Annotated in this window: 21 protein-coding genes and 3 tRNA genes; 1 reads left to right on the top strand and 23 read right to left on the bottom strand. The window is 58.2% G+C overall.

The window, feature by feature from the left end:
- Positions 1-31: 31 nt before the first annotated feature.
- The 21 genes from FIU93_RS19205 to FIU93_RS19100 form a co-directional block, all read right to left on the bottom strand.
- A complete protein-coding gene (locus FIU93_RS19205; protein ID WP_075282115.1) occupies positions 32-805 on the bottom strand; it encodes a biotin--[acetyl-CoA-carboxylase] ligase in 774 nt (257 codons plus the stop codon).
- Between the two features lie 8 nt (positions 806-813).
- Positions 814-2,253 carry an NADH-quinone oxidoreductase subunit NuoN gene (gene nuoN / locus FIU93_RS19200; RefSeq protein ID WP_022998437.1) on the bottom strand — a complete coding sequence of 480 codons (1,440 nt, stop codon included), beginning with the start codon at positions 2,251-2,253 and terminating at the stop codon, positions 814-816.
- A gap of 22 nt (positions 2,254-2,275) precedes the next feature.
- A complete protein-coding gene (locus FIU93_RS19195; RefSeq protein ID WP_022998436.1) occupies positions 2,276-3,802 on the bottom strand; it encodes an NADH-quinone oxidoreductase subunit M in 1,527 nt (508 codons plus the stop codon).
- Positions 3,802-5,805, bottom strand: a complete 2,004-nt coding sequence (gene nuoL / locus FIU93_RS19190) for an NADH-quinone oxidoreductase subunit L (RefSeq protein ID WP_152506458.1) — start codon at positions 5,803-5,805, stop codon at positions 3,802-3,804. Before nuoL ends, FIU93_RS19195 begins: the two co-directional genes overlap by 1 nt.
- A gap of 6 nt (positions 5,806-5,811) precedes the next feature.
- A complete protein-coding gene (gene nuoK, locus FIU93_RS19185; protein WP_006934707.1) occupies positions 5,812-6,120 on the bottom strand; it encodes an NADH-quinone oxidoreductase subunit NuoK in 309 nt (102 codons plus the stop codon).
- Positions 6,121-6,217: 97 nt separating this feature from the next.
- Positions 6,218-6,832, bottom strand: a complete 615-nt coding sequence (locus FIU93_RS19180) for an NADH-quinone oxidoreductase subunit J (RefSeq protein WP_031268414.1) — start codon at positions 6,830-6,832, stop codon at positions 6,218-6,220.
- Positions 6,833-6,921: 89 nt separating this feature from the next.
- Positions 6,922-7,410: an NADH-quinone oxidoreductase subunit NuoI gene (gene nuoI, locus FIU93_RS19175; protein WP_006934709.1), complete on the bottom strand. Its 489-nt coding sequence runs from the start codon at positions 7,408-7,410 to the stop codon at positions 6,922-6,924.
- 20 nt (positions 7,411-7,430) lie between these two features.
- On the bottom strand, positions 7,431-7,667 hold the full coding sequence (locus FIU93_RS19170; protein ID WP_006934710.1) for a hypothetical protein: 237 nt from the start codon (positions 7,665-7,667) through the stop codon (positions 7,431-7,433).
- Positions 7,664-8,722: an NADH-quinone oxidoreductase subunit NuoH gene (nuoH, locus tag FIU93_RS19165; RefSeq protein ID WP_031268412.1), complete on the bottom strand. Its 1,059-nt coding sequence runs from the start codon at positions 8,720-8,722 to the stop codon at positions 7,664-7,666. Before nuoH ends, FIU93_RS19170 begins: the two co-directional genes overlap by 4 nt.
- A gap of 16 nt (positions 8,723-8,738) precedes the next feature.
- Positions 8,739-10,802: an NADH-quinone oxidoreductase subunit NuoG gene (gene nuoG, locus FIU93_RS19160; RefSeq protein ID WP_152506457.1), complete on the bottom strand. Its 2,064-nt coding sequence runs from the start codon at positions 10,800-10,802 to the stop codon at positions 8,739-8,741.
- 26 nt (positions 10,803-10,828) lie between these two features.
- Entirely contained in the window at positions 10,829-12,130 is a 1,302-nt protein-coding gene (gene nuoF / locus FIU93_RS19155) for an NADH-quinone oxidoreductase subunit NuoF (RefSeq protein ID WP_022998431.1), read from the bottom strand.
- A 9-nt stretch (positions 12,131-12,139) separates the two neighbouring features.
- A complete protein-coding gene (locus FIU93_RS19150) occupies positions 12,140-13,414 on the bottom strand; it encodes an NADH-quinone oxidoreductase subunit E (protein ID WP_152506456.1) in 1,275 nt (424 codons plus the stop codon).
- Positions 13,415-13,495: 81 nt separating this feature from the next.
- Positions 13,496-14,680 (bottom strand): NADH-quinone oxidoreductase subunit D, encoded by a 1,185-nt coding sequence (locus FIU93_RS19145; RefSeq protein ID WP_022998429.1) that lies wholly within the window; start codon positions 14,678-14,680, stop codon positions 13,496-13,498.
- On the bottom strand, positions 14,673-15,116 hold the full coding sequence (locus FIU93_RS19140) for a GFA family protein (protein ID WP_075282144.1): 444 nt from the start codon (positions 15,114-15,116) through the stop codon (positions 14,673-14,675). The genes FIU93_RS19145 and FIU93_RS19140 overlap by 8 nt, the downstream gene beginning before the upstream one ends.
- 199 nt (positions 15,117-15,315) lie before the next feature.
- Positions 15,316-15,921, bottom strand: a complete 606-nt coding sequence (locus tag FIU93_RS19130; RefSeq protein ID WP_022998427.1) for an NADH-quinone oxidoreductase subunit C — start codon at positions 15,919-15,921, stop codon at positions 15,316-15,318.
- Positions 15,922-16,102: 181 nt separating this feature from the next.
- Complete coding sequence (locus FIU93_RS19125; RefSeq protein WP_006934718.1) at positions 16,103-16,681, bottom strand: NADH-quinone oxidoreductase subunit B; 579 nt, start codon at positions 16,679-16,681, stop codon at positions 16,103-16,105.
- Positions 16,672-17,037, bottom strand: coding sequence for an NADH-quinone oxidoreductase subunit A (locus FIU93_RS19120; protein ID WP_006934719.1), 366 nt, complete (start codon positions 17,035-17,037; stop codon positions 16,672-16,674). Before FIU93_RS19120 ends, FIU93_RS19125 begins: the two co-directional genes overlap by 10 nt.
- Positions 17,038-17,547: 510 nt before the next feature.
- Positions 17,548-17,624, bottom strand: a tRNA-Asp gene (locus FIU93_RS19115).
- Between the two features lie 55 nt (positions 17,625-17,679).
- Positions 17,680-17,756, bottom strand: a tRNA-Asp gene (locus FIU93_RS19110).
- Positions 17,757-18,041: 285 nt separating this feature from the next.
- A complete protein-coding gene (locus FIU93_RS19105; protein WP_062488654.1) occupies positions 18,042-19,700 on the bottom strand; it encodes a Na/Pi cotransporter family protein in 1,659 nt (552 codons plus the stop codon).
- Between the two features lie 268 nt (positions 19,701-19,968).
- A tRNA-Val gene (locus FIU93_RS19100) sits at positions 19,969-20,044 on the bottom strand.
- Between the two features lie 146 nt (positions 20,045-20,190).
- Here FIU93_RS19100 and FIU93_RS19095 point away from each other — a divergent pair.
- On the top strand, positions 20,191-21,555 hold the full coding sequence (locus tag FIU93_RS19095; protein ID WP_152506455.1) for an FAD-dependent oxidoreductase: 1,365 nt from the start codon (positions 20,191-20,193) through the stop codon (positions 21,553-21,555).
- Between the two features lie 2 nt (positions 21,556-21,557).
- Here the strand turns inward: FIU93_RS19095 and FIU93_RS19090 are convergent, their stop codons facing one another.
- The gene (locus FIU93_RS19090; protein ID WP_055654532.1) at positions 21,558-22,214 is read right to left on the bottom strand and encodes a hypothetical protein; all 657 of its coding nucleotides are present in this window, start codon (positions 22,212-22,214) and stop codon (positions 21,558-21,560) included.
- 162 nt (positions 22,215-22,376) lie between these two features.
- Positions 22,377-22,652, bottom strand: coding sequence for an HU family DNA-binding protein (locus FIU93_RS19085; RefSeq protein ID WP_031268410.1), 276 nt, complete (start codon positions 22,650-22,652; stop codon positions 22,377-22,379).
- Positions 22,653-22,719 lie beyond the last annotated feature (67 nt).

Below are 22,719 nucleotides of genomic sequence, written 5' to 3'. Positions count from 1 at the left end.
TTAAACGTCAGATCGGGCAACGGCCCGGCGCTCAAGCGCCAGGCAAAAACACATCACCCGCATAAATCGTTCGCTCACCGCCACCATCCTGTTTCAGGACCAGGTGGCCGCGCGCGTCCAAATCGGCAAAAGTGCCGGTAATTTCTTCCTGGGCAGTCCGAACCGTTATGGTCTTGCCCAGATGTGCCGCCCGTTTCAGCCAGGCTCGGCGAATTCCTTCAAAGCCGCCCGGTTGCTGCCAGCGAGACAGGTTGTCCGCCAGCGTCTCCGCAAGACATTCGAACAACCGTTCAGCTGTTACCTGATAGCCCAAGCTCCTGAGATCCGTCGCCTGATACAAGGACAACGGCGGGTGGGAAACACAATTGACACCGAAACCAAGGACAACTGCCTGCCGGCCATCGTTAAGCGTTTCAGCCTCCAGCAGGATGCCGGACAGTTTCGAGCCCTCTACAAGCAGGTCGTTTGGCCATTTCAGGCTTACCAGTTGCAGTGTACCTGCGGCTTTGTCAACGGCTTCCGCCAATGCAACGGCAGCAGCAAGCGGCAATTCGCCGATCCGTTCAGCCGGTTTTGGGTCGATCAGAAGCAGGCTGGCGAACATGTTGCCTATCGGTGAGGACCAGTCACGCCCGCGGCGCCCACGACCTGTGGTCTGCTCGTCTGCCCTGATCCACAGATGACCGGCGTCCCCTTGCCGTGCCTTGTCGAAACACAGCGAATTCGTGGAGCCGACAGTTTCCAGCTCCACAAAGCGAAAGTCCGGCGCACCTGGCGCCGGACGTTCATGTCCATAACTTGTCATGCGATCGATCAGAACAGCGACTGGGCAGCAGAGCTGGCCGCGCTGACGATCTGTCCCGGTGCCAGCCAGAAGAAGATCACGAAAACACTCGACAGGCCCAGTACCACGCGCAGCTCCATCGGCATGGCCTCGAAACCCTCAACAGGTTCGTCGAAGAACATGACCTTTACGATCCGCAGGTAGTAATAGGCACCTACCACCGACGCGACCACGCCGATCACGGCCAGCGGGAAGAGACCAGCCTCGACGGCCGCGCTGAACACGTACCACTTGCCGAAGAAACCAACCAGCGGCGGAATACCGGCGAGCGAGAACATCAGCAGACCCAGCAGGATTGCCATCGGCAGGTTTGTCTGGGACAGCCCGGCCAGATCGCCGATCTCCTCGACCATGCCATCCTTGCGGCGCATGGACAGGATGCAGGCGAAGACACCAAGCGTCATGCCCATGTAGGCGATCATGTAGAAAATGACGCCTTCGACACCTGTCTGGGTGCCGGCAGCAAGACCGACCAGCGCGTAGCCCATGTGACCGATGGACGAATAGGCCATCAGTCGTTTCAGGTTGTGCTGACCGATAGCCGCGAAGGCTCCGAGTGCCATCGATGCGATCGACACGAACACGATGATCTGCTGCCAGTCGTTTGTAACCGGCTGGAAGGCCTCGATCACGATCCGGACCAGCATGCCCATAGCGGCAACTTTCGGAGCAGCGGCGAGGAATGCGGTAACCGGGGTTGGCGCCCCTTCATAGACATCCGGCGTCCACATGTGGAACGGAACCGCGGAAATCTTGAAGGCAAGACCGGCAAGAATGAAGGTCAGGCCGATCACCAGTCCGATGGAAGCGCCATCGTGGGACAGCGATTCCGCGATACCCTCGAAGGCCACCTGCCCGGTGAAGCCGTAAACCAGCGACATGCCATAGAGCAGCATGCCCGACGACAGCGCGCCCAGCACGAAGTACTTCAGGCCGGCTTCGGTCGAGCGCACGCTGTCCCGGTTGATGGCGGCAACGACGTAGAGCGAAAGGCTCTGCAGTTCCAGGCCGAGATAAAGTGCGATCATGTCATTCGCCGACAGCATCAGCATCATGCCGAGTGTCGCAAGAACGATCAGGATCGGATACTCGAAATGGTCGAAGGACTGGCTCTTGGCGTAGGCCCAGGACATGGCGATGGCAAAGAACGAACCTGCCAGCACCAGGAGTTTGAGCAAGTAGGCGAAATCGTCCAGAACGAACGAACCGCCGAACGTTTCACCAAAGGCCGGCACGAACAGAAGCACCAGGAAGGTACCGCCGAGCAGGCCCATTGCTCCACCGAAGACGGCGTAGCTGACGCGCTTGCCGCCGAAGGCGCCGATCATCAGCAGCACCATGGCTCCGAGGGCCAGGATGATCTCCGGCAGAACCGGCTTGAGATCTGGCAATAGGGTCAATTCAGACATAGCTCTGTCTCGTCCTCGAAACCTAGTGGGCCGCCGCGGCAGACGCTGCGTGCTGGACAACGCCAGCCGCGTCGAGCGCCGCGGTGTATTGATTGATGAGATTGTCGACCGCACCCTGGGTCACATCCAGGATCGCCATCGGATAGAAGCCGAAGAAGATCGTCAGGATGATCATGGGGATCAGGATAACCTTTTCCCTGAGGTTCAGGTCGAGGATCGACTTGAGGCTTTCCTTCTCCAGCGCGCCGAAGACGACGCGGCGATAGAGATAGAGCGCGTAGGCAGCTGACAGGATCACACCGGTGGTAGCAAAGAACGCCACCCACGAATTGACCTGGAATGCCCCCATCAGCGTCAGGATTTCCCCAACGAACCCGGAGGTACCTGGCAGGCCGACGTTGGCCATGGTGAAAATCAGGAACGCAACCGCATACTTCGGCATCCGGTTGACCAGACCGCCATAGGCAGCGATCTCGCGGGTATGCATCCGATCGTAGATAACGCCGACACAAAGGAAAAGCGCACCGGAGACAATGCCGTGGGAAAGCATCTGGAAGATACCGCCCTGCACACCCTGCTCCGTCATCGTGAAGATGCCCATGGTCACGTAGCCCATGTGTGCGACCGATGAATAGGCGATCAGCTTCTTGATGTCTTCCTGAGCAAGCGCCACCAGCGACGTGTAGATGATCGCAACCACAGACAATGTGAACACGAAGGGTGCGAACATGTCGGAGGCAAGCGGGAACATCGGCAGGGAGAAGCGCAGGAAGCCGTAGCCGCCGAGCTTCAGGAGCACACCCGCCAGAATGACGGAACCGGCGGTCGGTGCTTCCACGTGTGCGTCCGGCAACCAGGTATGCACAGGCCACATTGGCATCTTCACAGCAAAGCTCGCGAAGAAGGCCAGCCACAGCCATGTTTGCATCCCGCCCGGGAACTGATGCGCCAGGAGCGCTTCAATGTTGGTGGTGCCTGCGTTCCAGTACATCGCCATGATCGCGATCAGCATCAGCACCGAGCCGAGCAGCGTGTACAGGAAGAACTTGTAGGATGCATAGACCCTGCGTGCACCGCCCCACACACCGATGATCAGGAACATCGGAATGAGGCCAGCTTCGAAGAACACGTAGAACACGACCAGGTCCAGCGCGCAGAAGACGCCGATCATCAGCGTTTCCAGAACGAGGAAGGCAATCATGTATTCCTTTACCCGCTTCTGCACGCTGTCCCAGGAGGCCAGGATGCAGAACGGCATCAGGAAGGTCGTAAGGATCACGAAGAGGACGGAAATACCGTCAACGCCCATGCGGTAGCTGATGTTGCTTCCAAGCCATTCCCGGTGTTCCACGAACTGGAAGCCGGAATTGGCGTAGTCGAAATTGCCCCAGATGAACAGCGACAGAAGGAAGGTCACCGAGGTGGTCACAAGAGCGACCATCCGGATGTTCTTCTTGCTGCCCTCGTCATTCCCCGGAACCAGGAGAATGAAGAGCACGCCCAGCAGCGGCAAGAACGTCGTGAGTGACAGAATTGGCCAGTCAATCATTAGTGTGCACCCCCGCCGGTGCCTGCACCGGTGAACATCGACCAGGTGATAAGCGCAGCCACACCGATCAGCATCGCAAATGCATAGTGATAGAGATATCCGGTCTGCAGGCGGACAACCCAGGCGGTCACATTCTGAACACGGGAAGCAACACCGTTCGGGCCATACCCGTCGATCACGGTGCCATCGCCCTTCTTCCAGAGGACCCGGCCGAGCCACATGGCAGGACGGATAAAGATGAAGTTATAAAGCTCGTCGAAGTACCACTTGTTGAGCAGGAACTGATAGAGGCCGGAATGGCGCTCCGCCAGCTGCTTCGGCATTTCCGGAGAGCGGATGTAGAACTGGTAGGCAACCAGGAAACCGAGCACCATCATGACGAACGGAGACACCTTCACCCATCCAGGCACTTCGTGCATGGCATGCAGGATGTGGTTGGTTTCACTGTTGAACAGTGCGCCCTTCCAGAACTCTGCATAACCTTCGCCGTAGAACGAACCGTAGAAGACCATGCCCGCCAGCACAGCGCCGATGGACAGGATGAACAGCGGCACGGTCATCACCAAAGGAGATTCATGTACGTGTTTCATCACATCGACAGGCGCACGCGGCTTGCCGTGGAAGGTCATGAACGTCAGGCGCCAGGAATAGAACGACGTCAGCGCAGCAGCGATAACGGTCATCCAGAAGCCGTAGAGAGCCATCGGATTGGCGTGTTCACCCACGGAGCCCGCAAAGGCTGCCTCGATGATCGCATCCTTGGAAATGAAGCCGGCGAAACCGATATGGGTGAATGGAATGCCCACACCCGTCAGGGCCAGCGTTCCGATCATCATCGTCCAGTAGGTAATCGGAATATGCTTCCGAAGACCACCCATCTTGCGCATGTCCTGCTCGTCGGAAACGGCGTGGATCACCGAACCGGCGCATAGGAACAGCAGCGCCTTGAAGAAGGCGTGGGTAAACAGGTGGAAGATACCGATCGAATAGGCGCCGACGCCAAGTGCAACGAACATGTAGCCGAGCTGCGAACAGGTCGAATAGGCGATCACGCGCTTGATGTCGTTCTGCACCAGACCGACAGTTGCGGCGAAGAAGGCCGTCGTTGCACCAAAGAACACGATGACCGTCAGCGCGGTGTGCGAAAGTTCCATCAGCGGTGACAGACGTGCCACCATGAAGACACCGGCGGTCACCATCGTCGCGGCATGGATAAGCGCGGACACGGGTGTCGGGCCTTCCATAGCGTCCGGCAACCAGGTGTGCAGCAGGAACTGCGCCGACTTGCCCATTGCCCCCATGAACAGCAGCAGGCAGACAACCGTTATCGCTGCATGCGGATCAAGATGGTAGCCGAGGAAAGTCATCACCTCGCCGTGCTCCTGGATGAAGGACGGCGCGTCGTTGAAGATGGTGGTGAACTCGATGCTCTGGAACAGATAGAAGACGCCGAAGATGCCGAGCGCAAATCCGAAGTCACCAACGCGGTTGACGACGAATGCCTTGATGGCGGCCGCATTTGCGGACGGTTTCTGATACCAGAAGCCGATCAGAAGATAGGAGGCAAGGCCCACACCTTCCCAGCCGAAGAACATCTGCAGAAGGTTGTCTGCCGTCACCAGCGACAGCATCGCGAAGGTGAAAAGCGACAGATAGGCGAAGAAACGCGGCCGATGCGGGTCATGGTGCATGTACCCGATGGAATAGACATGCACGAGCGCGGACACAGTGGTCACGACGATCAGCATCACGGCGGTCAGCGTGTCGACCCTGATGGACCAGGACACCTTCAGATCACCGGTATCGATCCAGCGGAACAGATCGACGATCTGCATTTCCGAGCCGCCGAGCCAGAACCCGAAGAAAGTGATCCAGGACAGCAGCGCAGCGAGGATCAGGAGACCACTGGTAATATACTCACTGGCCTTGGCGCCGATGGCGCGGCCGAAAAGACCGGCGATCAGGAAGCCGATCAGCGGCAGGAACAGGATTGCGGAATACATCAGCTCCTACCCTTTCATCACGTTGACGTCTTCCACGGCGATGGAGCCGCGGTTCCGGTGGAAGACCACCAGGATCGCAAGGCCGATGGCGGCCTCTGCGGCAGCCACGGTGAGAACCAGCATGGTGAAGATCTGGCCCATCATGTCGCCGAGGAACGACGAAAAGGCGACAAAGTTGATGTTCACCGACAGCAGCAGCAGTTCGATAGACATCAAGATAACAATCACGTTTTTCCTGTTCAGGAAGATCCCGAAGATCCCGATCGTGAACAGGATCGCCGCGACCGACAGATAGTGCGACAGACCGATTTCCATGGGCGCCTCGCCGTGCTCCCCTCGTTTACCCCAACCGGAAACAGCACGGAGGAGCGTGCCGGTTCCCGGACTTTCTCGAAAACGCAACCAGGTTGCGTCAGATACCCTTGCCCGTTTCCACCTTGCGGACCTCAACTGAGGCTTCGCGGTTTCGCGCAACCTGGTCCGGAATGCTTTGACGTTTGACATTCGGCTTGTGGCGCAGGGTCAGGACGATTGCCCCGATCATGGCCACCAGAAGAACCAGGCCAGCGACCTGGAAGAAGTAGATGTACTTGGTGTAGAGCACAGACCCGATCGCCTGGATGTTGCTCACGTCGCTAAGTGCCGGCATCGGCTCTGCGCCATGCCCGAGAACACCCGGTGCAATGATCCAGGCACCCAGACCCATCAGCAGCTCGACCATCAGGATCACGCCGACCAGCGCGCCGACCGGCAAATACTGCAGGAAGCCCTGTCGCAGTTCGACGAAGTCCACATCAAGCATCATGACGACGAACAGGAACAGCACCGCCACCGCGCCGACATAGACGACCACCAGCAGCAGGGCCAGGTATTCGGCGCCCAGCAGAATGAAAAGACCAGCGGAATTCACAAACGCCAGGATCAGGAACAGTACCGACGTCACCGGATTGCGCGACGCGATCACCATGAATGCTGACGCCAGGGTGACGCCGGCAAACAGGTAGAAAAAGAGGGCTTTCAGGATCATTTCGAAGACCTGCCTGTCGTGTGGCCTTGCGGCCGGAAGTGCGGTGCCCGGACGGATTGCCGGGCTGGAAACCATTGTTGGGTATGCTCCTAACGGTAAGGAGCATCCATTTCAATGTTACGGGCAATTTCGCGTTCCCAACGGTCGCCGTTCGCAAGCAGCTTTTCCTTGTCGTAGTAAAGCTCTTCGCGGGTTTCCGTGGCGAATTCGAAATTGGGGCCTTCGACAATTGCATCCACAGGGCAAGCTTCCTGACAGAAGCCGCAATAGATGCATTTGACCATGTCGATGTCGTAGCGCGTGGTACGGCGCGTGCCGTCGTTGCGCCGCGGTCCGGCCTCGATGGTGATTGCCTGTGCCGGGCAGATAGCTTCGCACAGCTTGCAGGCAATGCAGCGTTCTTCGCCGTTCGGATAACGGCGCAGGGCATGCTCACCCCGGAAACGCGGGCTCACCGGGCCCTTCTCGAACGGATAATTGACCGTTGGTTTCGGCTTGAAGAAGTAACGCATCGCCAGAACGAAGGCAGACACGAACTCCTGCAGAAACAGCGATTTGACGGCTTGACTAAGTCCCATCGCTTTTAGCCTCTCTTTCCTCAACCAGCCAGTTGACTGGCAGCCCAATAGCCGATGATCGGGAAACCGAACACCGGAACTCCAAAAACCAGTGCGCCCAGGAGCGCCTTGTGTCTGGCCGCGACACCACCGTCGCCGCCAGCTTGTCTGTTCTTCGTCTCCGCCGCCTGAAGCATTCCCTTCAGGATCTTCCAATCGAGCCAGCCGACATAAAGACCGACGGCGGCACCGATTGCACCGGCGAGCGAGATAGTCACGCTGCGCCCGGTGCCCAGCCCATGATCATCAGGACTGCGGCGACGACCACGACCATGGCCAGCGACAGCGGCAGGAACACTTTCCAGCCCAGGCGCATCAGTTGGTCATAGCGGTAACGCGGAACCATTGCCTTCACCATGGCGAACATGAAGAAGCCAAGGAAACACTTCAGCAGGAACCAGACGATGCCCGGCACCCAGGTGAACGGTGCAAAATCGAACGGCGGCAGCCATCCCCCCATGAAGAAGATGCTCATAAGCGCGCACATCAGGCAGATGGCGACATATTCACCGAGCATGAACATCATGTACGGGGTTGAGCCGTATTCCACCATGAAGCCAGCAACCAGTTCCGATTCCGCTTCCGCAAGATCGAACGGCGGACGGTTGGTTTCAGCCAGTGCCGAGATGAAGAAGACCACGAACATCGGGAACAGCGGCAGCCAGTACCAGTTCAGGAACGACAGCCACGGCACACCCAGCATGTTGGCAAGGCCGGTTTCCTGTGCCTGCACGATACCGGTCAGGTTCAAGGTGCCGGCACACAGCAACACTGTCACGATGACGAAGCCAATGGAAACCTCATAGGAGACCATCTGAGCGGCGGAGCGCAACGCCGACAGGAACGGGTACTTGGAGTTGGAAGCCCAACCACCGATAATCACACCGTACACTTCCAGCGACGACACTGCGAAGACGAAGAGCACACCGAGATTGATGTTGGCAATCACCCAGCCGTCGGCAACCGGAATAACGGCCCAGGCCGCCAGCGCCAGAAGCACGGATACCAGAGGAGCCAGCAGGAACAGAACCTTGTTGGATCCAGACGGGATCACCGGTTCTTTCAGAACGAACTTCAATAGATCGGCGAAACTTTGCAGCAAGCCCCAGGGACCAACTACGTTCGGGCCGCGGCGAATTTGCACGGCAGCCCAGATCTTGCGATCCGCGTAAAGCACGTAGGCGACAATCACCAGAAGCACGACCATCAGCAGAATGCTCTGGAATGCCATCCAGAGGAACGGCCAACCGTAGGTCGTCATGAACTCAGCCATATCGGTCCCCTACCCCTTATTCTGCTGCTTCTGCCGCTCGCGTCTTGGCGAGCGCCGAGCACTCGGCCATCGTCTTGGACGCGCGAGCGATCGGGTTGGTCAGGTAAAAGTCGCGGATCACGTTGGCGAAGCCTGCGCTATCCATCTTGGCCTTGGCGTTGCCAAGCTTGGCGATATCGCCAGCATCACCTGCCTCGATCGCATCGATGCCCGTCATGTGCGGAACAGCTTCGAACAACTTTGAGCGCAATTCGGCAAGAGAGTTGAACTCAAGCGTCTGGCCAAGCACCGCGGACAATGCGCGAAGGATCGCCCAGTCTTCGCGGGCATCTCCCGGAGGGAACGCAGCCCGGTCGGCCATCTGGACGCGACCTTCGGTGTTGACGTAGATCGCGGATTTCTCCGTATACGCAGCGCCTGGCAGGATAACGTCGGCGCGGTGCGCGCCGCGATCACCATGCGTTCCCTGGTAGACAACAAAAGCGCCTTCCGGAACTTCAACTTCGTCGACACCCAGCAGGAACAGCACGTCAAGTGCACCCGGCTCCAGCATGGAGCCTGTGTCCTTGCCGCCCTCGCCCGGTACGAAACCGAGATCGAGAGCACCAACCTGGGACGCTTCGGTGTGCAGGATGTTGAAACCGTTCCAGCCGTCCTTGACGACACCAAGCGCCTTGGCGGCTGCTGCAAGCGTCGCGAGCACTTCAGCCCCATCCGGACGGTTCAGCGCGCCCTGGCCGATGATGAACATCGGGCGTTCGGCCTTTGCCGGAGCGTGGTTCACGAATTCCTTCAGGCTGTCCGGACCGGCACCCAGATAAGTTACCGGATAGGTCAGATCGGCATTTTCACCAATCAGACCAATGGTCACGTCGCCTTGGACCCAACGCTTGCGGATGCGAGCGTTCAGAACCGGAGCTTCCTGACGCGGATTTGTGCCGATCAGCATGATCGCGTCAGCATCTTCAATGCCTTGGATCGTGCTGTTGAAGAGATAGCTTGCGCGGCCGTTCTTCGGATGCAGCGGAGACCCCGGGAAACGGCTGTCGATGTTGGCAACGCCGAGTTTGTCCATCAGCGCCTTCAGCGCGAACATGTCCTCAACGCCTGCCATCTGTCCAGCCAGAGCACCGATTTTGTCGGCGCTCGCGCCTTTTACCTTTTCGGAGATGATCTGGAACGCTTCACCCCAGGAAACGGGCTGCAGCTTGCCGTCCTTCTTGGCGTAAGGCCGGTCGAGGCGCTGGGTCTTCAGACCGTCCCAGATGTAACGGGACTTGTCGGAAATCCACTCCTCGTTGACCTCTTCGTTGAGCCGCGGCATCACCCGCATGACTTCCTTGCCGCGCGTGTCGACACGGATCGCAGAACCGACCGCGTCCATCACGTCGATGCTTTCGGTCTTGGTCAGTTCCCACGGACGGGCGTGGAATTCGTAAGGCTTGTGGGTCAAGGCACCAACCGGGCAAAGATCTGCCACGTTGCCCTGCATTTCCGACGACAGGGCCGCTTCGAGATAGGTGGTGATTTCCGCATCTTCGCCACGACCGACCAGACCCATGTCGGTGACACCACACACTTCCGTGGTGAAACGCACACAACGCGTGCAGTGAATGCAGCGGGTCATGATCGTCTTGATCAGCGGACCAATTTCCTTGTTCTCGACGGCGCGCTTGTTCTCGTGGAACCTGGAACCGTCGACGCCATAGGCCATCGCCTGGTCCTGCAGATCACACTCGCCGCCCTGGTCGCAGATCGGGCAATCCAGCGGGTGGTTGATGAGCAGGAACTCCATCACGCCTTCGCGGGCCTTCTTGACCATCTCGGACTTGGTCTCGACCACCGGCGGCTCGCCGTTCGGGCCCGGACGAAGGTCCTTCACGCCCATGGCACACGAGGCCGTCGGCTTGGGCGGTCCGCCCTTCACTTCCACCAGGCACATGCGGCAGTTGCCGGCGATAGACAGCCGGTCGTGGTAACAAAACCGCGGAACCTCGGCGCCCGCCTCTTCACAGGCCTGAAGCAGCGTGTAGTCCGCCGGGACATCCACTTCCTTGCCGTCGATGATGAGCTTCGTCATCCGTTGCTCTCCAAATCCCGTTCCGCTTACTCAGCCGCCACCATGGTCGAAGAAGACTTCGACTTGGCGACATAGTCATCGATGCGTTGCTCGATAACAGGCCGGAAATTCTTGATCAAACCCTGGATCGGCCAGGCGGCCGCGTCCCCGAGTGCACAAATCGTGTGGCCTTCGACCTGCTTGGTCACCTTGAACAGCATGTCGATTTCCTCATAGGAGGACTCGCCCTTGACCATTCGTTCCATCACACGCCACATCCAGCCCGTGCCTTCGCGGCACGGTGTGCACTGGCCGCAGCTTTCGTGCTTGTAGAAGTAGGACAAGCGGGCAATGGCCTTGATGATATCCGTCGACTTGTCCATCACGATCACGGCTGCAGTCCCCAGGCCGGAGCCAAGACCGCGCAGCGTGTCGAAGTCCATCGGCGCGTCCTTGATCTGCTCTGCCGTGAGGCACGGAACAGACGAACCACCTGGAATAACCGCGAGAAGGTTGTCCCAGCCACCGCGAATACCGCCGCAATGCTTGTCGATCATCTCGGCAAACGGAATGCCCAGCTCTTCCTCGAAGGTCGAGGGCTTGTTGACGTGGCCGGAAACACAGAAAAGCTTGGTGCCGGTGTTGTTCGGACGGCCGAGCGCCGAGAACCACGCAGCACCGCGGCGCAGGATGGTCGGAGCAACTGCGATCGATTCAACGTTGTTCACCGTGGTCGGGCACCCGTAAAGGCCGACGTTTGCCGGGAACGGCGGCTTCAGACGCGGCTGGCCCTTCTTGCCTTCCAAGCTTTCCAGCAGCGCGGTTTCCTCGCCGCAGATGTAAGCGCCGGCACCATGATGGACATAAATGTCGAAGTCGTAGCCGTTCTTGTTGTTCTTGCCGATCAGACCGGCGTCATAAGCCTGGTCGATCGCAGCTTGCAAACGCTCGCGCTCGCGGATGAATTCACCGCGAACATAGATGTAGGCAGCAATGGCACCCATGGCATAACCGGCGACAAGACACCCCTCGACCAGCGTGTGCGGGTCATGGCGCAGGATCTCGCGGTCCTTGCAGGTGCCCGGCTCGGATTCGTCGGCGTTGACGACGAGATATGCCGGACGGCCATCGGATTCCTTGGGCATGAACGACCATTTCAGGCCGGTCGGGAAACCGGCACCGCCGCGGCCACGCAGACCTGAATCCTTCATTTCCTGAATGATCCAGTCGCGCCCCTTGTCGATAAGGCCCTTGGTATTGTCCCACTGTCCGCGCTTCTTGGCGCCTTCCAGGCCCCAGTCGTGGAGACCGTAGATATTGGTGAAGATCCGATCCTGATCCTTCAGCATCTCTTCCCCCTAGTCTTCGCTCTTGGAGGAGGCCACTTCACCGGCTTCCACGCGCTTGGAAAAATCTGTTTCACCGCCGGATGCCAGAACCTTGGCCTGCTCAATCCAGCCATCACGTTCGATACGGCCCTTGAACTTCAGGCGGCTGTCGACCCAGGCAACTTCCTGCTGTCCCCATGAGGCGACTTGATCGAAGTGGAAAAACCCGAGTTCGTTGAGTGTCGCTTCCAGTTTCGGACCGACCCCCTTCAGCTTCTTCAGGTCGTCCGGCTTGCCGCCGCGCGCTTCCTTCAGAAGTTCAGGTTCTTTTTCCTGACTGTCGGTGCTTCCGCTGGTGTCTGCTGTGCGGGCAACTTCAACTTCGGCACGGTCGTCGGAATCGGGCTTGCCCTTGTTCTGACTGCGCGCTGCAGGCGTAGCTGCTTTTTCGGCCTTGGCTTTCTTGGCCGGTTCAGCCTTTGCCTCAGCTTTCTTGGGCGCAGCTGCCGCTGGCGCTTCACTTGCCTTGGCCGATTTGGCTGCATGCGCCGCCTTTACCTTGGCAACAGCATCTTCTGCAGGGGTCGGCACGCCGTCATAGTCGTTGCCACCTGCATTGATCGGTGCGCCGGCAAAAGCATGAGACGCCTTTTCCGAACCGTCGACCAGGTGGGGAACCGGCAACTCACCCTTCGTGTTGTCATCGATTTCAGTGAGCGACGTCTGACCGCCTTCGGCCATAGCAAAACGGCGACCGTTCTGCGGGCCCGGCGTTACTTCCTTGCCGGCGGCGATATCGTCGATCAGCTGGTTGAAGCTGTCTTCCGTGAGGTCTTCATAGGTATCCTTGAAGATCTGCACCATCGGCGCATTCACACAGGCGCCAAGACACTCGACTTCTTCCCAGGAGAACATGCCATCCTCGGAAATCTCGTGCATGTGCTTGGCAATGCGGCTCTTGCAGATCTTGATCAGGTCTTCCGACCCGCGCAGCTGACACGGCGTCGTGCCACAAACCTGAATATGGGCCTTCTTGCCGACCGGCTGCAACTGGAACATGGTGTAGAACGTCGCCACTTCCAGAACGCGGATCTTCGGCATGTCGAGCAGGTCCGCGATATAGCGGATTGCCGGCTCACTCACCCAACCTTCGTTCTGTTCCTGCGCACGCCACAAAAGCGGAATGACCGCGGAGGCCTGACGGCCTGCCGGATAACGGTCGATCAGCTTCTTTGCCCAGTCGAGGTTCTTCTCGGTGAACGCGAAGCTTTCTGGTTGTTCCGCGGCAAGTCGGCGAACTGCCATGGTGTTATCCCCGTTCTGTCAAAATGACCGGAGCCGGACGGGCGGCTGCCAGGGTCGAAAATTGGTTGTGTGCCGTCCGCATCAGCGGTCGACCTCACCGAACACGATGTCCAGAGACCCCAGCACTGCCGAAACGTCGGCAAGCATGTGCCCGCGGCACAGGAAGTCCATGGCCTGAAGGTGGCTGTAGCCAGGCGCCTTGATCTTGCAACGGTACGGCTTGTTGGTACCGTCCGCGACCAGATAGACACCGAACTCACCCTTGGGTGCTTCAACGGCTGCGTACACTTCACCAGCCGGGACGTGATAGCCTTCGGTGTAGAGCTTGAAGTGGTGGATGAGCGCTTCCATCGAACGCTTCATTTCACCGCGCTTCGGCGGCACGATCTTGCCGTCGATGGACGAGACCGGACCGGTTTCAACCGTCAGCTTTTCCAGGCACTGCTTCATGATCCGGACTGACTGGCGCATTTCTTCCATTCGGATCAGGTAGCGGTCGTAACAGTCGCCGTTCTTGCCGATCGGAATATCGAAATCAAGTTCGGAATAGCATTCGTAAGGCTGCGACTTGCGCAGATCCCAAGGTGCACCGGATCCACGAACCATCACGCCGGAGAAGCCCCAGGCCCAGGCATCGTCAAGGTCGACAACGCCGATATCCACGTTGCGCTGCTTGAAGATACGGTTGTCGGTCAGGAGACCTTCGATATCGTCAAGCGTCTGCAGGAACGGATCACAGAAGTCCCAGATGTCGTCGAGCAGGTCACGAGACAGATCCTGGTGAACACCGCCCGGACGAACGTAAGCTGCGTGCATGCGGGCACCGCAAGCACGCTCGTAGAACACCATCAGCTCTTCACGGGGCTCGAAGCCCCAGAGCGGCGGTGTCAGCGCGCCCACGTCCATGGCCTGCGTCGTCACGTTCAGAAGATGCGACAGCAGACGACCGATTTCCGAATAAAGGACACGGATCAGCTGGCCGCGCTTGGGCACTTCCACACCAAGCATACGTTCGACTGCAAGCGCAAAAGCGTGTTCCTGGTTCATCGGCGCCACGTAGTCGAGGCGGTCGAAGTAAGGCACAGCCTGCAGATAAGTCTTCTGCTCGATCAGCTTTTCGGTTCCACGGTGCAGCAAGCCGATGTGCGGATCCACACGCGTTACCACTTCGCCGTCGAGCTCAAGCACGAGGCGCAGCACGCCGTGCGCCGCCGGGTGCTGCGGACCGAAGTTGATGTTGAAGTTACGAACCTGAGCCTCAGCCATTTTGAGGTTCCTGCATTTTTTGCGTGAAATAGGCGATGACTTCGGGACCGGTCATTCTGCGGGTTTCATTAGCGAAAGCGTAGTTTGCCGGCTGTTCGTCAACGAAAATTTCGGACGTGAATTTGAAAACGGACGGATCGTCAAAGGCTTGCGCGGAAACGCTCACGTGCGAGCCGTCGGCCATGCGCCACATCAGCGAGGAACCGCACTTGCTGCAGAAAACCCGCTCGCCGTAGTCGGATGACTTGTAGACGCCGAGGGCATCGTTGCCTTGAACATCCAGACTGTCCATCGATCCGCAGCTGACAGCCATATAGGTACCACCGGTCCAGCGGCGGCACATGGCGCAGTGGCAGACTCCCATTTCGCCGTCTACCGGCGTTGCGGCAAACCGCACCTCGCCGCAAAGACACCCACCTGAAAGCCGTTCAACCATTTTCATACGTCTCCCGGCCAACGTTTAAAGGCCAAGACCCAAAGCAACACTAGATTCAACAGCGGCACTAACATCAGCAAGCTAAGAGCTGCTGGCCATCCCGCACGAGGAAAGATGCGCCAAAAGGGAACGACAAACACTATCACCCAGATCAGCATTATAAGTATTTGCCAGACGCTAATACCCATTGCCCCGCCCTTCAGTTGGTCGTTGCCTTCTCGTCACCGGGCAGCACGTAGTCCGTGCCTTCCCAGGGCGAGAGGAAGTCGAAGGAGCGCATTTCCTGGTTCAGGCGTACCGGTTCGTAGACAACGCGTTTCTTCTCGTCGTCATAACGAACTTCGACAAAGCCCGTAACCGGGAAGTCCTTGCGCAGCGGATATCCGTCAAAACCGTAGTCGGTCAGGATGCGGCGCAGGTCCGGATGGCCGGAGAACAGAATGCCGTACATGTCGTAGGCTTCACGCTCGAACCATTCAGCACCTGGAAACAGCGGGGTCAGAGAAGCAACCGGCGTATTTTCATCGGTTGCGACCTTCACACGAACGCGCTGGTTCTGAACGGGAGACAGGAAGTGGTAGACAACGTCAAAGCGCTTCTCGCGCGAAGGGTAATCCACACCGCAAATATCCGTCAGATTGACGAACTTGCACGAGCTGTTGTCGCGCAGAAAGCGGATCGCATCGAGAATGTCGGTCGCGTTTACGGTCAGCGTCAGCTCACCGTATTCGACCTTCCAGGACACAAGGGACTCACCCAGACCGAGCTCGATATGCTCAGCGAGTTCCTTCAACGTCTCGTCCATCGTGTTCGACCTCACTCGTAGATCTGCAGCGTTCAACCGGTTCCGATTGAGTGCCGACTGCCGATCGATCCAGTTTGCCGGGTCTTTGTTGCGCCCCGCTGGACGCGACCCGGAGAGTCAGTTGAACGGGCGCCAGGCGCCCACTCCCTCAAAAATCCGCCGCCTCTTCGGCGGCAGATCCTTATCTTTCGATAGTGCCCGTGCGGCGGATCTTCTTTTGAAGCATCAACACGCCGTAGAGCAGCGCCTCGGCTGTCGGAGGACAGCCTGGAACGTAGATATCGACCGGCACAACGCGGTCGCAACCGCGCACCACAGAATAGGAATAGTGGTAGTAGCCGCCACCATTGGCACAGGACCCCATGGAAATGACGTACCGCGGCTCAGGCATCTGGTCGTAGACCTTGCGCAGCGCAGGCGCCATTTTGTTCGTCAGCGTGCCGGCAACGATCATCACGTCCGACTGGCGCGGTGAAGCGCGCGGCGCGAAACCGAAACGCTCGGCGTCATAGCGCGGCATCGACATCTGCATCATTTCAACGGCGCAGCAGGCCAGGCCGAAGGTCATCCACATCAGCGAGCCGGTACGAGCCCACTGGATGAGGTTGTCGGTGGAGGTTACGAGAAAGCCCTTGTCGGCCAGCTCGTTATTGACTTCCAGGAAGAATGCGTCATCCGCGCCGACAGGCTTGCCCGTATTCGGGTCGATAATACCTTGCGGCTGCGGTGCAACGAGCGGCTCGGTCGTGGTCAATCCCATTCCAGCGCTCCCTTTTTCCATTCGTAGATGAAGCCGACGGTCAGGACACCGAGGAAGACCATCATGGACCAGAAGCCGTACCAACCCAGGTCACCGAACACGGTTGCCCAGGGGAACAGGAACGCGACTTCCAGGTCGAAGATGATGAAGAGGATCGAGACCAGATAAAAGCGCACGTCAAATTTCATGCGTGCATCGTCGAAAGCGTTGAAGCCGCACTCATAGGCCGACAGCTTTTCCGGATCCGGATTCTTGTAGGCCAGGATGAAAGGCGAAATCAGCAGCGCAAGGCCGATCACCAGCGCAATGCCGATGAACACGACGATCGGGACATATTCCCGCAAGAGTTCTTCCATGTCTTTCGCGTCCTTGCATATGGAGGCGGATCGGGAGGCGATCCGGTGCCAGGGCTGCGCGCCCCGTTGCCTTCATTATACCGGCAGGTCACGCTGTGCCCGTCGGCGTTATGAAACCAACATGCGAGCGCACGCTTAGCTTACGACTTGGTGCAACGCAAGACCCACATGCGGTCAAACTCTTGCCATGTTTGCACCTGTTTCGCACCTACCCCCGACAAATCCTTAATTTCAGCCAGTTTGCAGGAAGGTAAAAACTTTGCACAACCCTTCAGGAAATATGCCGCACCTGCGTTCGTTTCCCCCCCCCCTCGCAGAATCGAAGCAAACGCCAGACAAACACCAAAAGAGCTGAAATTTAAATGGACTGCGTCGCCCCTGCCTTGAGCGCATGATAGCCATCTTGGCGACAATGCCAAGGGGTTGCCTGTCTGCGCGGCAAAGCGCTCGCTTTGCGCGAGGCTTGATGTTTTCGATTGAAGAGTCTGGGAAAACAAGAGGTACCGTGAGTGGCGCGAGTGACGGGGCTCGAACCCGCGACCTCCGGCGTGACAGGCCGGCACTCTAACCAACTGAGCTACACCCGCACATTCACGGTATATGCGCCAATTCCCGAAAGTACCAAAGCACTTCTATGGGAAGTGGCGCGAGTGACGGGGCTCGAACCCGCGACCTCCGGCGTGACAGGCCGGCACTCTAACCAACTGAGCTACACCCGCTTCGTCAGGCAACGCGTTGTCGCCCTGAAGTGGCGCTGATGTACGGCGGCTGGTTTTGGAAGTCAAGCACCCTATTCCGTCCGAATTGCCGTTTTTTGACAAAGAAGCGCCCAATCGCAGGTTTTCCCCAGAGCCGCCTTGCCGATCAATGTGGATAACTTCCTGTTTCGTAACGGAATTATCCGCGTTGCCACGGACTGTTTTCCGATGAGCTTAGCCTCAAACACATTCGCCAGCTCATAAATACGACCTGAGCCACGCAGATTCTCGTTCTTCAGCCGTGTTTTATTCAGCCGGCACCAGCCGCGTATCGCGCAACAGGCCTTCTCTGGCAAGAATAGGTACCGCAGCAGCTGCGAACAGCGAATTGATTTCCTTGAGGCTGCGCATGACTTCCAGATGGGCGTTGCTCGATTCCATGCTCTGAAGCGTTTTCGATTTCAGCCGCTCCAGATGCCGGTTATGACTTTCGCGTTCCAGGGTGCGCATCTTGTCCTTTTCTGCAATCAACTCACGCGCAGATGCGACATCCGCCGAAACGAGCACATTGAGGGCAAGCTCCATGTTCGCCAGAACACGGTCGTGCATCCAGGTGAGCTCCTTCAGCCCCTCCTGCGAAAAGCTGATCTTGTTCTTCTGCAACTCCAGGGCAAGTTCGAGAAGGTTCTTTGCCACAAGGTCTCCAGCGCGCTCCAGATTGACCGCGAACCCCACCAGTTCCATGCTGCGCTCAGCCTGTTCGCCGGTCAGCTCTCCACGATTCACCTCCGCGATGTAGAGTTTCACCGAGGAATGGATCGCATTGACCTGCTTATCCAACTGCTGCAAGCGCCTGATTTCCGGCTCACTGCCCTTCTCCAGCATCATGAGAACCGGTCTTGCCATCACCTCGACCAGTTCCCCCATACGCAGGAGTTCGCGCGTTGCACTGGCCAGGGCAAGCCTGGGGTTGCCGACCAGTTGCTTGTCCAGCGCGCTTTGCGGTGTCAGCCGGTCTGCCTCTTCTTGTTCCTCTCTGTCCGGCACCAGGCGTTCAACCAGCCAGGCAACCGGTCTTGTCAGTGGCAGGCAGACGAGAACAAGCAGGAGATTGAAAAGCACATGAACGGCAACGATCTGCTGAGCCGGGTCATTGCTGATTGAAGCCAGAGGCAGATCTTGGAATTTTAGCGCCAGCATGACCAGCACTGCGCCGGTAGACCTGAAGAGAAAATTGCCAAGCGGCAGAAGCTTGGCCTTGCGATCCATTCCGCGTGTCAGCCAGAGCGCGACGATGCCGGCGCCAATGTTCGCCCCCAGAACGAGTGGAATCGCAGCCTCGTGCGGCAGGCCGGTCTTTTGCACCAGGGCTGCGATCATCAGCACGGCCGCCACGCTGGAATGCACCAGAAACGCCAGAAGCGCCCCAACCGCCATCGCCGTCGGTGTGTCCTGCGCAAGGAAGCCGGCAAACTGCGGCATGAACCGCGCTTCCTTCAACGGCGTCGTCGCTTCGCCGATCATTTGCAGCGCAATCAGGATGAAAGCGATTCCCAGAAGAATGCGTCCGATCTGTTTCGCGGATCGAGCGTCGAGCTTCAGGAACAGCCATGCACCTCCGCCCAGAAGCAACGGCACCAGCCAGCTGAGATCGAACACCAGAAACTGCACGACAAGCGCCGACCCGAGATCGGCGCCCAGCAGAACCGCCAGTCCGGCAGCTGTGGAAATGAAGCCGGATGTCGCAAATCCCGCCGCCAGGATCGCAACCGCCGTCGCACTTTGCAGCAAAATGGCAACCGCAGTCCCAGACAAGGCGCCGGCAACCGGTCCGGAGGACGCTTTGCCGATGGCGCGTCTCAACGTTGGCCCGGCCGCCCTTTCAAAGCCTGTCCGAACCATGCGAACCGCGTAAAGGAGCAGCATGACTGCCCCGAACATCTTGATGAAAACTAGGATTCCCATCTTGCCAAGTAGCTACCTTTAAACGAGTTTTTTATTTAGCCGCAGAAGTTTATCGGACAAAAAGGAAAAAGAAAACTCACCATTCGAAGGCCAAACGAAATCAACCCGCCACCGGTATGCCCAGCAACGGCGGCAAAGCGAAATGACTGTAAATGTGCGAATTTCCGAAACAGCGAACTGCCTGGCAATGTGAGAGCGGCAGCAAACAGCAGAAAACACCCTGATGCGCAGGCACCCTGGTTACAAGTGACGGATTTCATAAGGGGAATGGTGGGCGATGAGAGACTCGAACTCCCGACATCTTCGGTGTAAACGAAGCGCTCTACCAACTGAGCTAATCGCCCTCAACGAGGTGAGACGCCTTTTAGGGGCTCGTTTGCTGCTTGGCAAGAGCAAAATCTCAGATTTCCGTTTCAATGATAATGCCTGTGGATGACGGCTCCGAAAACCTGCAAACTGACCGCTTCAAAAGCTTGAGAAAGCCGCACCCATGGTGACATCCCGCCGGTTGTTTCTGACTGGAATTCTGGCTGCCCTCACCGGCCTGCCGCTGTTGACCAGAAAAAGCTCATCACAACCCGTGGCCGGACAGAGAGTGGTTGTTGTTGGTGCCGGCATCGCCGGTCTGGCGGCCGCAAGAACACTTGCAGACACAGGCTTCTCCGTAACCGTGCTTGAGGCTGGTAACCGGATTGGCGGCCGTCTGCATACGGACAGATCGTTGGGTGCACCTCTCGACCTTGGAGCAAGCTGGATCCATGGAACACGGTCCAACCCCATCACTGCGCTCGCGCAGCGCTTCGCACAGCCGATGTTCGAGTGGGACTACGACAACGAGGAGGTCTTCGACCTGACCGGCAACGGTGGCAGAGCAGTCAAACGCTTCGAGACTTTCGCGAACGCCCTGGAAGATTTTCTGGACGACACTGAAACCTCCCTCACCCGGATAACGGCAGCCAATGCCATTGAAAAGATACGCCGGCAACGGGCCCTGTCGAGCCTCACTGACGCTGAACGCGGCTTCATGGCGCATATTCTGCTGGAGCAGGAATTTGCAGCCCCAGTGAGCGACCTTTCGCTTGCAGCCGTTGAAGAAGGCGGTGCCTTTAAGGGACCCGACGCCGTGCTTCCGCAGGGCTATGACAAGATTGCATTGGGGGTGGCGGAGGGATTGACCATCCAGACCGAAACCGTCGTGACCCAAATCGACCATTCCCAAAGGGGCGTTTCGGTAAGAACTGAGAACGGTGTACTGGAGGCCGATTTTGCAATCTGCGCAGTGTCTCTGGGTGTCCTGAAGGCTGGCGACATCGTCTTTTCACCTGGTCTTCCTGACAACAAGCGCAACGCCGTCAGTTCCCTGCGCATGGGCGTGCTTGATAAAATCTATCTCTCGTTCCCGGAAGCCTTCTGGGATGAAACTGTCCACAACTTCGGCCGCATATCCGGCAAGCCTGACACTTTTGCCTACTGGCCGAATCTTTCGCCCGTGACCGGAAAACCGATTCTATGTGCGCTGAACGTCGGCGAATTTGCTCAGAACCTTGAGAAACTTGGTGAAGAGAACCGCAGACAGGCGGCCTTCGAAGCGCTTCAGACCATGTTCGGCCGCGACATACCGCCGCCTGACGCCAGCATAAGTTCCGCCTGGCAGCAAAACGAACGAACGCGAGGATCCTACTCGTTCCTGCCTGTCGGGGTGGAGCCGCGAGCAAGAAAGGCACTGGCTGCCGACCTCAATGGAAGGGTCTTCTTTGCGGGAGAAGCCACCGCTCAGGACTATCCGGCAACAGTTCACGGCGCCTGGCTTTCCGGCCAGCGCGCCGCACGCGACGTGATCGCAAGTGCCCGCTAAGTCTATTGGAACTTGTAGGCGAACTGGAGCATGTCGGTGAGCCCGCGCTGCGGGTTGTCCGCGGCAAGTCCGTTCTGATTGAAGAACTGCACCAGACGGGCAATCCCCTGCTGGTCGTTCGGTCCTCTTGGTGGCGGCTGATCCATGAGTTTGGCGGCGATGATCCAGGACATCGTCCGGCGAAGGCGATTCTGATTGGCACTGAATTCTGGATTGCTGGCTGCTCGCTCGAACAAACCGCCCCACGCCTGATTGACGGCATCGTTGATGGCTTCGATGCGAATGAACCCGGCTTTATTGGGACTACGTGCCTTGTTGAGCAGGTGGTCGATATTGTACCCGGCAAGATCCGACGGCGCGGCCTTGATGCCGTAGACTTGCTCGACAAAGCGCAGCCAGGCTTTCTGATAGGACGAATACCCCGCCCTCACCCATACGCTGGCATTTTCGTCCGCGTTTCCGGGTTTCTGCACGATGGCTACGTTCTTCAGGCTGCTTCTACCGGCTTTTCCGGTCTGGACGTCCTCGTCGAAATCATCGAGGAACACGAGGCGTCCAAGTGCCTCAGGGTGTTCCACCTGAACCTGCACCAGGGGGTCACGGACCCAGGCATCAAATAGCGCGCGTTGGCGCCTGCGGATCAAGGCTTGCAGTGACATTCCAACTCCTGTCGAGCAATTGGCATCACCTCACGACAAACGCAATATAATGTGGCAATGGCAATTCGCCAGAGCTCAATCAAAAATAGAAAACAGGCAAGGAAAAACCCCGCATCCGTTTCCGGATACGGGGTTGAGCGAAGAAATCGCTCGTGAGCGCTATTAGGCGTTCACGGCGTCCTTCAGGCCTTTGCCGGCCTTGAACTTCGGCGTCTTAGAAGCCGGGATCTGGATCGTTTCGCCAGTCCGCGGGTTACGGCCTTCGGTTGCTGCACGTTCGGAAACGGTGAAGTTACCAAAGCCGATGATGCGGACTTCGTCGCCGCTCTTCAGCGTAGAGGTGACAGCTTCGAAAGTTGCGTCAACTGCTTCGCCTGCCTGCGCCTTGGTGAGGCCGGTCTTTTCTGCAACAGCTGCGATCAGATCGTTCTTATTCATAGCAGATACCTTTCTAAGAAACGGCAGAGTGCCGACGATTCCTGTCAGCGCCGTTGCGCGAAATTCG

Source organism: Labrenzia sp. THAF35 (assembly GCF_009363595.1).
GTDB classification, from domain to species: Bacteria; Pseudomonadota; Alphaproteobacteria; order Rhizobiales; family Stappiaceae; genus Roseibium; species Roseibium algicola.
This window is presented reverse-complemented; position numbering and strand designations above follow the sequence as displayed.

Excerpts from the sequence above, each read along its gene's own strand:
- nuoI (WP_006934709.1), bottom strand. The coding sequence starts at position 7,410 with ATGGGACTTAGTCAAGCCGTCAAATCGCTGTTTCTGCAGGAGTTCGTG.
- FIU93_RS19145 (WP_022998429.1), bottom strand. The coding sequence starts at position 14,680 with ATGGCTGAGGCTCAGGTTCGTAACTTCAACATCAACTTCGGTCCGCAG.
- FIU93_RS19150 (WP_152506456.1), bottom strand. The coding sequence starts at position 13,414 with ATGGCAGTTCGCCGACTTGCCGCGGAACAACCAGAAAGCTTCGCGTTC.
- FIU93_RS19105 (WP_062488654.1), bottom strand. The coding sequence starts at position 19,700 with ATGGGAATCCTAGTTTTCATCAAGATGTTCGGGGCAGTCATGCTGCTC.
- FIU93_RS19095 (WP_152506455.1), top strand. The coding sequence starts at position 20,191 with ATGGTGACATCCCGCCGGTTGTTTCTGACTGGAATTCTGGCTGCCCTC.
- nuoK (WP_006934707.1), bottom strand. The coding sequence starts at position 6,120 with ATGGAAATCGGTCTGTCGCACTATCTGTCGGTCGCGGCGATCCTGTTC.
- FIU93_RS19140 (WP_075282144.1), bottom strand. The coding sequence starts at position 15,116 with ATGGTTGAACGGCTTTCAGGTGGGTGTCTTTGCGGCGAGGTGCGGTTT.
- nuoF (WP_022998431.1), bottom strand. The coding sequence starts at position 12,130 with ATGCTGAAGGATCAGGATCGGATCTTCACCAATATCTACGGTCTCCAC.
- FIU93_RS19090 (WP_055654532.1), bottom strand. The coding sequence starts at position 22,214 with ATGTCACTGCAAGCCTTGATCCGCAGGCGCCAACGCGCGCTATTTGAT.
- FIU93_RS19180 (WP_031268414.1), bottom strand. The coding sequence starts at position 6,832 with ATGATCCTGAAAGCCCTCTTTTTCTACCTGTTTGCCGGCGTCACCCTG.
- nuoN (WP_022998437.1), bottom strand. The coding sequence starts at position 2,253 with ATGTCTGAATTGACCCTATTGCCAGATCTCAAGCCGGTTCTGCCGGAG.
- FIU93_RS19085 (WP_031268410.1), bottom strand. The coding sequence starts at position 22,652 with ATGAATAAGAACGATCTGATCGCAGCTGTTGCAGAAAAGACCGGCCTC.
- FIU93_RS19205 (WP_075282115.1), bottom strand. The coding sequence starts at position 805 with ATGACAAGTTATGGACATGAACGTCCGGCGCCAGGTGCGCCGGACTTT.
- FIU93_RS19130 (WP_022998427.1), bottom strand. The coding sequence starts at position 15,921 with ATGGACGAGACGTTGAAGGAACTCGCTGAGCATATCGAGCTCGGTCTG.
- nuoL (WP_152506458.1), bottom strand. The coding sequence starts at position 5,805 with ATGTATTCCGCAATCCTGTTCCTGCCGCTGATCGGCTTCCTGATCGCC.
- FIU93_RS19125 (WP_006934718.1), bottom strand. The coding sequence starts at position 16,681 with ATGGGATTGACCACGACCGAGCCGCTCGTTGCACCGCAGCCGCAAGGT.
- nuoG (WP_152506457.1), bottom strand. The coding sequence starts at position 10,802 with ATGACGAAGCTCATCATCGACGGCAAGGAAGTGGATGTCCCGGCGGAC.
- nuoH (WP_031268412.1), bottom strand. The coding sequence starts at position 8,722 with ATGGCTGAGTTCATGACGACCTACGGTTGGCCGTTCCTCTGGATGGCA.
- FIU93_RS19120 (WP_006934719.1), bottom strand. The coding sequence starts at position 17,037 with ATGGAAGAACTCTTGCGGGAATATGTCCCGATCGTCGTGTTCATCGGC.
- FIU93_RS19195 (WP_022998436.1), bottom strand. The coding sequence starts at position 3,802 with ATGATTGACTGGCCAATTCTGTCACTCACGACGTTCTTGCCGCTGCTG.